The 11338-nt window shown below is 66.4% G+C and carries 9 protein-coding genes and 1 pseudogene; 2 read left to right on the top strand and 8 right to left on the bottom strand.

Going from position 1 to position 11338, the window contains the following annotated elements; translation table 11 throughout:
• Positions 1 to 71: 71 nt before the first annotated feature.
• The 8 genes and pseudogenes from pcaF to B552_RS0114585 all read right to left on the bottom strand — a co-directional run bounded on the left by pcaF (position 72) and on the right by B552_RS0114585 (position 9707).
• Positions 72 to 1274 (bottom strand): 3-oxoadipyl-CoA thiolase, encoded by a 1203-nt coding sequence (gene pcaF / locus B552_RS0114620; RefSeq protein WP_019449775.1) that lies wholly within the window; start codon positions 1272 to 1274, stop codon positions 72 to 74.
• Positions 1275 to 1302: 28 nt separating this feature from the next.
• Entirely contained in the window at positions 1303 to 1950 is a 648-nt protein-coding gene (locus B552_RS0114615; protein WP_019449774.1) for a 3-oxoacid CoA-transferase subunit B, read from the bottom strand.
• A gap of 15 nt (positions 1951 to 1965) precedes the next feature.
• On the bottom strand, positions 1966 to 2649 hold the full coding sequence (locus tag B552_RS0114610) for a 3-oxoacid CoA-transferase subunit A (protein ID WP_019449773.1): 684 nt from the start codon (positions 2647 to 2649) through the stop codon (positions 1966 to 1968).
• A gap of 489 nt (positions 2650 to 3138) precedes the next feature.
• Positions 3139 to 4575, bottom strand: a complete 1437-nt coding sequence (locus B552_RS0114605; RefSeq protein WP_026035669.1) for a M20/M25/M40 family metallo-hydrolase — start codon at positions 4573 to 4575, stop codon at positions 3139 to 3141.
• Positions 4576 to 4750: 175 nt separating this feature from the next.
• Positions 4751 to 7804: an SMC family ATPase gene (locus tag B552_RS0114600; protein ID WP_019449771.1), complete on the bottom strand. Its 3054-nt coding sequence runs from the start codon at positions 7802 to 7804 to the stop codon at positions 4751 to 4753.
• Positions 7801 to 8946 carry an exonuclease SbcCD subunit D gene (locus B552_RS0114595; protein WP_019449770.1) on the bottom strand — a complete coding sequence of 382 codons (1146 nt, stop codon included), beginning with the start codon at positions 8944 to 8946 and terminating at the stop codon, positions 7801 to 7803. The genes B552_RS0114600 and B552_RS0114595 overlap by 4 nt, the downstream gene beginning before the upstream one ends.
• 129 nt (positions 8947 to 9075) lie before the next feature.
• Positions 9076 to 9413, bottom strand: a pseudogene (locus B552_RS0114590) (sigma 54-interacting transcriptional regulator); the annotation flags it as partial.
• 87 nt (positions 9414 to 9500) lie between these two features.
• A complete protein-coding gene (locus B552_RS0114585) occupies positions 9501 to 9707 on the bottom strand; it encodes a dodecin (protein WP_019449769.1) in 207 nt (68 codons plus the stop codon).
• A gap of 299 nt (positions 9708 to 10006) precedes the next feature.
• Between B552_RS0114585 and B552_RS0114580 the strand changes: the two genes are divergently transcribed.
• Both B552_RS0114580 and B552_RS0114575 read left to right on the top strand, forming a co-directional pair.
• On the top strand, positions 10007 to 10426 hold the full coding sequence (locus B552_RS0114580) for a hypothetical protein (RefSeq protein ID WP_019449768.1): 420 nt from the start codon (positions 10007 to 10009) through the stop codon (positions 10424 to 10426).
• Between the two features lie 200 nt (positions 10427 to 10626).
• The gene (locus B552_RS0114575; protein ID WP_019449767.1) at positions 10627 to 11337 is read left to right on the top strand and encodes a dienelactone hydrolase family protein; all 711 of its coding nucleotides are present in this window, start codon (positions 10627 to 10629) and stop codon (positions 11335 to 11337) included.
• Position 11338: the final 1 nt, after the last annotated feature.

Raw genomic sequence — 11338 nt, 5'->3', positions numbered from 1 at the left:
CCCTCTCCCCCACCCCTCTCCCATTGCATGGGAGAGGGGAGCGCATATCAGCCGCACTCAGCTTCGAACCATCAAACCCGTTCGATCACCATTGCGATGCCCTGGCCCACGCCGATGCACATCGTGCACAGCGCGAAGCGGCCACCGGTGCGCTCCAGCTGGTACAGCGCAGTGGTTACCAGGCGCGCGCCGCTCATGCCGAGCGGGTGGCCCAGCGCGATTGCGCCGCCGTTCGGGTTCACGCGCTTGTCGTCATCGGCGATGCCAAGCTGGCGCAGCACGGCCAGGCCTTGCGCGGCGAACGCTTCGTTCAGTTCGATCACATCGATCTGGTCCAGCGACATGCCCAGTTGCTTCATCAGCTTCTGCGTGGCAGGTGCCGGGCCGATGCCCATCACACGCGGTGCCACGCCGGCCGTTGCCATGCCGACGATGCGCGCACGCGGCTTCAGGCCGTGCTGCTTGAGGCCGGCTTCACTGGCCAGCAGCAGTGCGCACGCGCCGTCGTTCACGCCCGATGCGTTACCCGCGGTCACCGTGCCGTCCGGGCGCACCACGCCGCGAAGCTTGGCCAGTGCTTCCATGCTGGTGGCGCGCGGGTGCTCGTCACGCTCGACGACGATCGGATCGCCCTTCTTCTGCGGGATCGTGACTGCGGTGATTTCCTGCGCCAGCGTACCGTCTGCCTGTGCGCGCGATGCCTTCTCCTGGCTGCGCAGCGCCATCAGGTCCTGGTCTTCGCGGCTGATCTTGTAGTCGGTGGCCACGTTCTCGGCGGTCTCGGGCATCGAGTCCACGCCATAGGCGGCACGCATCGCCGGGTTGATGAAGCGCCAGCCGATCGTGGTGTCGAAGATCTGCGCATCGCGCGAGAACGCCGAGGTTGCCTTGCCCATCACGAACGGCGCGCGGCTCATGCTTTCCACGCCACCGGAGATCATCAGGTTGGCCTCGCCGGACTTGATCGCACGCGCGGCGGTGCCCGTGGCATCCATGCCCGAGCCGCACAGGCGGTTGATCGTGGCGCCCGGAACAGCTTCCGGCAGACCGGCCAGCAGCGCCGACATGCGTGCCACGTTGCGGTTGTCTTCGCCAGCCTGGTTGGCGTTGCCGTAGATCACGTCGTCAATGGCCGACCAGTCCAGGCCGGCGTTGCGCGCCATCAGGGCCTTCAGGGGCACCGCGCCCAGGTCGTCCGCGCGCACGCCGGACAGGCTGCCGCCGTAACGGCCGATGGGGGTACGGATGGCGTCAACGATGAATGCGTCGCTCATGTTCTGTCTCGCTCGTCTAGGTGGTGGATCAGGCGGCTACGGCCTGCTTCAGGGGCACGCCGGTCAGGCGCTGCAGTTCTTCAAACGACAGGCCTTCCACGAGGTCGCGGGCGACCAGGCCGTCCGGCGTCACGTCGATGGTGGCCAGGTCCGTGTAGATACGCGTGACGCAGCCGATGCCGGTCAGCGGATACGTGCACTCGGGCACGACCTTGCTTTCGCCCTGCTTGGTCAGGTGCTCCATCATCACGAACACCTGCTTGGCGCCGATGGCCAGGTCCATCGCACCGCCCACGGCGGGGATGGCGCCCGGTGCACCGGTGTGCCAGTTGGCCAGGTCGCCGCGCTGGGAAACCTGGAACGCGCCGAGCACGCAGAAGTCGAGATGGCCGCCGCGCATCATCGCGAACGAATCGGCATGGTGAAAGTACGAGCCGCCGGCCTTGATCGTCACCGGCTGCTTGCCGGCGTTGATCAGGTCGCCATCCTCTTCACCGGCCGCCGGGGCGGGGCCCATGCCGAGCAGGCCGTTTTCGCTGTGGAGCAGGATTTCCTTGTCGGCCGGCAGGTGGTTGCCAACCAGGGTGGGCAGGCCGATGCCGAGGTTCACCACGGCACCGTCCGGAATGTCTTTGGCCACGCGGGCGGCCATCTGATCGCGGGTCAGGCGTTGCATCTGTATCTCCTATGCTCAGGCGGCCTTGGCAGCCGAGGCGCCAACCTTGACCACACGCTTGACGAACAGGCCCGGCGTTACGATGTGCTCGGGATTCATTTCGCCCAGTTCGACGATGTTGCTGACCTGCACGATCGCGCACTTGGCGGCCATGGCCATGATCGGGCCAAAGTTGCGCGCGGTCTTGCGATAGATGAGGTTACCCCAACGGTCTGCGGTATCGGCCTTGATCAGCGCGAAGTCCGCATGGATCGGCTTTTCGAACACGTAGCCCTGGCCGTCGATAATGCGCGTTTCCTTGCCTTCGGCCAGCGGCGTGCCGTAGGCCGTACGCGTGAAGAAGCCGCCGATACCGGCACCGGCCGCACGAATGCGCTCGGCCAGGTTGCCCTGCGGCACGAGTTCGAGTTCGATCTCGCCGGCGTGGTACAGCGCGTCGAACACGTAGGAATCTGCCTGACGCGGGAACGAGCAAATGATCTTGCGCACACGCTTGGCCTTGAGCAGCGCCGCCAGGCCCGTGTCGCCATTGCCGGCGTTGTTGTTGACGATGGTCAGGTCGCGCGCGCCCTGGGCAATCAGCGCGTCGATCAGCTCCGCCGGCATGCCGGCCAGGCCGAAACCGCCGATCAGGATCGTGGCGCCATCGTGGATGCCGGCCACCGCCGCTTCCACCGAGTCATATAGCTTGTTGATCACTTGCGTTCCAGTATGGAAAGGTCCGGCAACTTGCCGGGACCGGCCGCAAAGAGGGCGGCACGCAAAGCTGTCTCCGGCAGTGCTGGACGGGCGTCCCGTCGCATGCCCCGCGGTGCGCGCGGTGGCAGGCAAGGACAGGGTCCAACAATCTTGCAGTTGTCTTGTCAGCCGTCTTTGCGGCTTCTTGCTGCGATGTGCAGCGAACTGCTGTTAAAGTTCGCCTGCACGCAGGTTAGTTCGCTATACGAACCTCAATTCGCAGAATGAACAAAGGTTACACCTGCCGCCAAAACAGGGTCAAGGCGAGGCCCCACGTCGCGGGCGATAATCGGACAGCCTGCCGCCGGGAAGCGAGTCAGGAAGCGAGTCAGGACGCGAGTCAGGACGCAGGTGGCGCCAGGGGCAGATGGCACGCGGTCCGGCGGGCGGAGGCTTTGCAGGCTCCCACAGCCGCTGCCCGCCGGTGCTGCCAATATGCCGCCGCGCTGGCTACTCCGCCAGCTGCTTCACCAGACGGTAGAGAAACTCGCGGCCATCGTACAGGCGAGCAACTTCAATGCGCTCGTCCAGGCCATGCGCGCGCATATCCGACGGCTCGGTGAACAGGCCCGACACGCCATACATCCGGATACCGGCATTACGCATGAAGCGGCTGTCGGTCGCACCCGTGCTCATGGCGGGAATCACTGGCACACCCCACATCTGCTGCGTGAGCGCATCGACAGTCTTCACCAGTTCGCCGTCGAGCGGAGAAGCCGGACTGTGCAGCGGCTTGTTGACGTAGCGCACGCTGATCTTGTCGGAGCCGATGACCTGCTTGAGCTGGCGGTCGATATCCGCCGGGTCGTCATGCGGAAGGATGCGGCAGTTGACGATTGCCTTGGCCGACTGCGGCAGCGCGTTCTCGGCATGACCGGCGTTGACCATCGTTGCCACGCAGGTCGTGCGCAACTGCGCGTTGTAGAACGGGATGGCAGACAGGCGATCGATGGCCGCCTGGCTCGGGTGGCCCGTTCCGACCTCTCGCATGTCGTCCGCGAGTTGGCCCTTCGCCAGCGGCGCGCTGCGTGCGAAGTAGGTCTGCGTCACGTCCGCCAGCCTGACGGGAAACTGATAGGCGCCAAGCCGGTTCAGCGCCGCGGATAGCGCATAGACCGGGTTGGTGCCGGTCGGGATCGAGCTGTGGCCGCCCACGTCGCGCACTTCCAGCTCGTAGGTCGTGTACATCTTCTCAGCCACCTGGACGCGGTGCAGCACGGGCTTGCCATCGCGCAACTCGCCCCCGCCGCCCTCGTTGATGCCGAACTCGGCCTTCAGCAGTTCGGGCTTGTTGTTCACAAGCCAGTACGCGCCGTTACTGGGTACGTCGCCGCGCTCTTCGTCGGTCGTGAGCGCCAGGATGATGTCGCGCGACGGCTTGAAGCCCTCCTTCTTCAATTGCCCCAACACCGAGACGAAGGACGAAGCCATCGCCTTGTCGTCGATCGAGCCGCGCGCGGTGAAATATCCGTTGGTCTCCTGCAGCTGGAACGGATCGGTCTTCCAGTCCTCGCGCCTGGCTTCCACCACGTCGATATGCGCAAGTAGCAGGATCGGCTGCTTCGCGCCGGTGCCCTTGAAGCGCAGCACCAGATTGCCCTTGCGCGGAAACGGTTCGAACACCTGGATATCGGCAGCGGAGAAGCCCGCATCGAGCAGGCGCTTCTCCATCGCGCGCGCCGCCCGCGTGCTGTCTCCGACCGAGTGTGAAGTGTTTATCTCGATCAGTTCCTTGTAGATGTCATGGAAGCGCTGCTGCTCGGGCGTAAGCGTGGCAGGCGGCGCCTTGCTGGCGGGAAGGCTCTGGGCGAGGGCCCCGGCGCTGCACGCCAACATCACGGCGGCTACCAGGGCACGAACAGATTCAGGACGACGATGGAAACGCACGACACCTCCCAATATTCGTTGTGGATAGCACTCTCAATTAAGTGCTTGCCGAATATTCTAGGCATGCCATCATCGCCGCGCGATTCGGGGTAACTCCCAAGTGGCATCCGGTCACGGGCGCGCTCCGCGGAACGCGCCGGCCTTCAGGCTCTCAGACCCTCAGACCTTCATGCACTCACGGCAGCCGCAACACCGCCTGGCTGCCGGCCACGCCGGGCCGGACCTCAAGCCGCACGTCGATCCGTTCGCGCAGTTCGGTCACGTGCGAGATGATGCCGACCAGCCGGCCCGCCTGCTGGAGATCCAGCAGCGTGCGAATCGCGAAATCGAGGCTCTCGGGGTCGAGCGTGCCAAAGCCTTCGTCGACGAACAGCGTGTCCAGCTGGATGCCGCCCGCGCGGGACTGCACCACGTCAGCCAGCCCCAATGCCAGCGACAGCGAGGCGAGGAAGCCCTCGCCGCCGGACAGCGTGTTGGCGGGCCGCGTGGTGCCGGTATCGTGATCGAACACTTCCAGATCCAGCCCGCCGGCCATGCGTTGATCGCCCTGCTCGCGCACGCGCTGCAACGCGTAGCGGCCACGGCTCATCCGCAGCAGCCGCAGCGACGCGGCTTCCAGCACTTCATCGAGCAGCGTGGCCAGCACGAAGCGCTGGAACGTCATGCGGCGCGGATTGTTGCCGTTGGCCACTTCCGAAAGGCGGCCGAGCACTGCGTACCGCGTTTCCACGTCGCGCCCTTCTGCCGCCAGCGAATCGAGCAGCCCCTGGCATTGCAACAGCGCATCGCGCGCCGCGGCCACTTCGCTGCGCTGGCGGATCGCTGCTTCAAGCTGCACGGCCGCCGCATCGCGCGCTGCCAGCAATGCCGGAAGATCGGGCGCCTGCAGCGCCTTTGCGATTTCCGCCGTGCGCTGGCGCCATTCGGCAGCGCGCGCCAGATCCACATCGAACGCGCGCACGGCATCGTCGAGCGCACGCGTGGCCGGATCGTCCAGCCATGCGGCGCGATAGTCGTCGGCCTGCGCAAAGCCTGCCACGGCCAGCGCATCGCCAAAGGCAGCTTGGCGCTGACTCAAACGCGCGTCGGCCTGCACGGCGGCATCGCGCGCGGCGGTTGCCGCCGCATCCGCGCCGGCCAGCCGCGTCACGGCGTCGCGCTCGGCACCCTGGGCAGCCTGCAACGCGGCCTCCAGCGCGCCGGCCTCACGCTTCGCGCCTTCCAGCGATGCGGCGATGACATCAGGATCGCGCGATGCCTCCGGCACCTGCGCGCTGTTAGCCTGCCATTCGCCATCGAGACGGGCATGCTCATGCACGGCGGTACGCGCCGACGCATCTGCTGCCTGCACGGCAGCTTCAGCGGCCTCCAGCGTCTGGCGCGCCTGTGTGGCCTGCGTCGACAGTTGGGCCGCGCGCGTTGCCGCGGCTTCGGCCTGCGCGACGCCCGCCGTCAGCGTGGCGATCTGCGCGTCGAGTGCCTGTACGCCGGCATCGGACACATCGCCAGCACCGCCCTCCAGGTCCGCCAGACGTGCCTGCCACTGCGTGACCTTTGCTTCGGCCTGCTGACGCAAGGCCAGCACATCGGCCAGCTTCTCTTCCGCCTGCTGCAGCGCTGCACGGCTGGCATCGAGATCGTCATCGGTCACCAGCGCCAGCACCTGCTGGGCCAGTGCCGGATGGTCCTTGCCCCCGCAAACGGGGCACGGATCGCCTCGCTTCAGGCCGGCAGCAAGACGTGCCGCCTGACCAAAACGCCAGTCCGATTCCGCCTGGCGCATCGCGGCACGCGCGGCATCGCGCACCTGCGTGGTTTGCTGCGCGTTTGCCTCGGCCAAGGACAGCGCCTCGCGCAGCGGCCCGAGCTCTGCTTGTAGCTGCCGGTAACGCGCCGTCCGCGCGGCTCGCTCACGCGCATGGGCAAGTTGAAGCTGCAACGCCTGCACGTTCACGCCGTCGCGGCGGGCAAGCTCAAGCTCGGCTTCCAGTTTCCTGAGCGTCTCCAGCGCCGTAGCGCGTGCCTCTGACTTCGCGACGAAGGCTGCCTGCGCGGTGGCCTGAGCGGTGGCCGCCTGTGCCACGGCGTTACGCAGCACGCCAAGCCTGCGCGCCTGCGGCAACATGGTCTCAAGTTCCGTCACGGCGCGTTGCGCGGCCAGCCGTGCATCACCACGCGCCAGTTCCGCGCGCAGCGCGGCCGCCGCAGTGTCTGCCGCCTGCCGTGCGCCTGCCATCCGCGTCTCGGCCGTGGCACGCGCGGCGTGCGCTGCCGCATGATCCTGCCGGGCGGCGTCCAGAAGCTGGGCATGCGGCGCCACCTGTGCCGCGCGCCGTGCGGCCGCCAGGCGTGTACGGTCGGTGTCGATGGCCGGGATGCGCGCGGACAGCACGGCGTAGGCGCCCTCGGCCTCGTGCCATGCCTTGATCTGCGTACTCTCCAGCTCGCCCTTGCGCAACGAAGCGTGTGCGGCTTCGCTGCCCGCACGCGCCACGGTTTCACGCCGCTGCAACTCGCCCAGTGTCTCCTGATGCGCCGCCACACGTTCGCCCAGCGCCTGCTCCGAAGGCAACTGGTACTGATCGAGCAGCGTCTTGCGCCGCAGCACGATTTCGTCGGCCTCGCGGCGAATGCCCGCAGCCTGTTCCTTGAGCAGTTCCTCCACGCGGCGATACAACTCGGTGTGGAACAGCCGCTCCAGAATGCCCTGCCGCGCTTTGGAATCCGCCGTCAGCAACTCGCGGAAACGCCCTTGCGGCAGCACGATGACCTGCCGGAACTGCGCGCTGTCGAAGCCGAGCAGGTCGCGCACGGCATCCGTCACGCGGCCCGGCTGGCTCGCATGGCTCTTCCACGCGTCGTCAACGAATACATCGAGCTGCGCCTTGGCGGTCTCCTTGACCAGGCCGCCCGCGGCGCGCTGGCTTGGCCGATCCTGCGTGGGAGAGCGCGTGACGCGATACCGCATCGCGCCGAGCGCGAACTCCAGCGTGACTTCGGTGCGCAGGACCGCATCGGCATTGGCGCTGCGCATGTCCTGCGGGCTGCGCTCGCCGCCCGATGTATCGCCATAGAGCGCAAAGCAGATGGCATCGAGCAGCGTGGTCTTTCCCGCGCCCGTGGGCCCGTGGATCAGGAAGAACGCCTGATCGCCGAGCCGCGTGAAATCGATGGTCTCCGTGGCGGCGAATGGGCCGAAGGCTTGCAGCTTCAGGTAAAGCGGTTTCATGCCGACTCCCTTTCAGATGCCCCCATGCCGGCCAGCAGATCGTCAAGCGCACGGCGCTGGTCGCCGTCAAGATCCGCGTCAGCTACCTCGCGGAAGAAGTTTGCAAACAGACTGCCCGTATCCAGTTCGCGCAGCCTGCGGCCAGCCTCCCCAGCCTGGCCACTGCGCGCCAGCACCGCACGCTCGATCGCCAGCGCATTTGGATAGACCTGGCGCAGCCGCGCCATCGGGTCCAGCAGCGCGCCGGTATCGGTCAGCACCGCATAGACGTAGTCGTCGCGGCGCGCATCGGCGGCACCGGCTTCCATCAGTTGCGCCAGCGGACCCGTCAGGATGCGCAGGTCACGCAGCGGCTGCAGCGGAATCGCCTCGATCCGGATGCCGCCGTCGGCATCGATGTCGATCAGCGATACCGTCTTGTGGTGTTCGGCCTCTGACAGCGAATACTTGAGCAGCGAGCCCGAATAGTGAACGCGTTCGCCAATGGTTTGCGGCCGATGCAGATGGCCCAGCGCAACGAAGTCGAACCCGTGGAACAGCCCGGCCGCCACCGCGCCGCTGCCGCCCACCGTCAGCGGGCGCTCCGATTCGCTGACCGCGCCACCCACCACGAACGCATGGGCCACCGCCACCGCGCGCACGCCGGCCGGATGTGTGGCGCGTATTGCATCTAGCTGCGCACCAAGCGCGGCATCGTGCGTTGGCAGGTCGGCGCCGAGCGCATCACGCACCGCCGCCGGTTCGGCATAGGGCAGCGCATAGATGCGCACCTCGCCGTGCGCATCATGCAGCGTCACGCAGGAAGCCTCGGGACCCGTGCGCCCCGCCACGTGCAGGCCGCGCGCCGAAAGCAGACGGGCGCCAAAGCCCAGCCGTTGTGCGCTGTCATGGTTGCCCGCGATCATCACCACCGGCACGCCCGCGTCAACCACGATGCGCGCGAGCACGTCGTCGAGCAACGCCACGGCCTCTGGCGGCGGCACTGCGCGGTCATAGACGTCACCGGCAATCAGCACGGCGTCAGGGCGCACGTCGCGCACAAGCGCCACGAACTGGTCGAGCACATGAGCCTGATCCTCGATCAGGCTGCGGGCATGGAAGAGCCGGCCAAGATGCCAGTCGGCGGTGTGGAGAAAACGCAATTCGGGTCCTTCGGCGCGGGTGGCGCTGGAAGCACGGCACAAGCCGTGCGGTCACGCATGATACCGTCCAGCAGACCTTCGCCAGTACCCCACCGCGCGATCCTCAAGGCGTGGCAGGCGCAGTTCGATCACCGCGTTCTCCCCCGCCACGCGCAGCAGCTTGACCTGCTGGAACAGCGGCAGGTCGGCAATTTCATCGAGGAAGAGCGTGCCCCAGTGGCCTGCTCGAAGAAGCTGCGATGGGCGAACATCGCGCCGGTGAACGCGCCCTTGGCGTGCCCGAGGAACTGCGACTCGAACAGGCCTTCCGGGATTGCGCCGCAGTTGACCGCCACTAACGGGCCACGCTCCTTGCCCGCGCCTGTTGCCCCATGGAGCATCACGTTGCTGTCGAAGTTGGCGAATGTGTTGACCTGTTCGAACAGGTCCTGCATCGCCTGCGAGCCGGCAACCAGATCGGCCGCGTCCGGGCGCGCCTCGGCGGCGGCCATCAGCTGCGGCGTTGCCCATGCGGGTGAAGGGGGGCACCGCCCCTTCAATTCACCCTGCCCCCTTCAGTTCACCCTGAAGCCGATCTTCAGCGTCACCTGGAAGTGCGCGACCTTGCCGTCCTGCACATGGCCACGCGTTTCCACGACCTCGAACCAGTCGATGTTCTTGATGGACTCCGACGCCTTCGCCAGTGCATTGCGAATGGCTGTATCCGTGCCATCCGCGGAAGAGCCGACGATCTCGACCAGCTTGTAGGTGTGATTCGACATGATCCGTCTCCTGTGAGCGCTGTGTGACGAAAAGGCGTGCAGTAAGCGTGCAATGTGGCTGCGCGGCTTCTTGGTATCCCTTCATCATAGGCACGCGCCTGCACTCCCCCAAACCCGTTCGGCGCTGTCCGGCATCAGGATCAGCCAAACGCTGACATAACCATCGTGCGCCCAAGTGTGTACTTGAAACGAGTAACCTCGGATGCGCGACGGGCCGCCAGCTCGGGCCCCGGAGTGCGTAACTTCAGCACGTGTCTCCTTCATCGTCATCGCATCCGTCTACCTGGCAGGAGGAAGCGATGAAAACAGAACAGATTGCAATGCGCCGTCGTGCGCGCAGCTGGTGCGCGGTTGGCGTCGCTGTGGTGTCGCTGGGTGCCGCGATGTCGGCACGCGCGGACATCACGAGCTCGACGTCGGGGCCGATCACCTATGTCTGCGGCGGGGTTGCCGCGGACGAGCAGGCCGAAATGCGCAGCGAGGCCCGCAACTACGATATGGGCCTGCTGTTCACGCAGGGCGGCCGGGGTGAATACCTGGCCGACGTGGACGTCAAGCTGATGCGTAACGGCCAGCAAGTGGCCGAGTTCAATGCCACCGGCCCGCGCTGCCTGATCAGGGGGCCGCGTGCCTCGTACAAGGTCGTGGCGACCTATGAAGGCATGTCCAAGCAGACCACGCTGGCCCCTGGCGAAAAGAACGTTCAAATGCGCTGGTAAGCGCGGGCTGGCCATGCCGGTCGAGACGCAGGTCTGGACCCAGGTCGATTGCAGCCCGATGCCGGCATCCGTCCTCGCACGGATGCCGGCATTTTTTTGTCGGGTGAGTGCCGACCCGTCCGCTGCACGATTACCGGGCCGGTGGCAAACTTGCGGGCTGACTCTTCACCCGCTGGATTCACCCATTGGAGTTTCCCATCATGACCATCAATAGCCGCTGGATTCGCATCGACACCCCCGATGGCAGCTTCGACGCCTACCTGAGCCTGCCGCCCGCCGGCAAGCAGCCGGGCAATCCGGGGATCGTGCTGATCCAGGAAATCTTTGGCGTCAACGAACACGTCCGCTCCGTTGCCGACCAGTACGCTTCCGATGGCTACGTGGTGCTGGCGCCCGACCTGTTCTGGCGCAAGGCGCCGCGCGTGGAACTTGGCTACTCGGGCAAGGATTGGGAAGAGGCCATGAAGCTGCGCCAGGCGGTGAACCTGGAGGAAGCGGTGGCCGATATCGGCGCAACCGCTACGGCGCTGCGCGCCGAAATTGGCGCTGGCGGAAAGGTGGCCGCAGTGGGCTACTGCTTTGGCGGCCTGCTGTCATACATGGCCGCGGCGCGCGGCATGGTGGACGCGGCGGTGCCGTACTACGGCGGCGGCATCCAGAACAATCTCCACGAGGCCGCCGCGATCAACGTGCCGGTGCAGTTCCACTACGGCGCGCTCGATGCGCACATCAAGCCCGAGGATGTGGAAAAGGTGCGCCAGGCGGTGGCCGGCAAGCGTGGCGTGGAAGTCTTCGTCTACGACCAGGCCGACCACGGCTTCAACTGCTGGGCCCGTGGCTCGTATCACCAGCGCTCGGCGGCGCTGGCCCACGGACGCGCGCTGACATTCCTGGCCAACGCACTGTCGTAAC

The sequence above is a fragment of the Cupriavidus sp. BIS7 genome, assembly GCF_000292345.1.
In the GTDB taxonomy this organism is placed as follows: domain Bacteria; phylum Pseudomonadota; class Gammaproteobacteria; order Burkholderiales; family Burkholderiaceae; genus Cupriavidus.
This window is presented reverse-complemented; position numbering and strand designations above follow the sequence as displayed.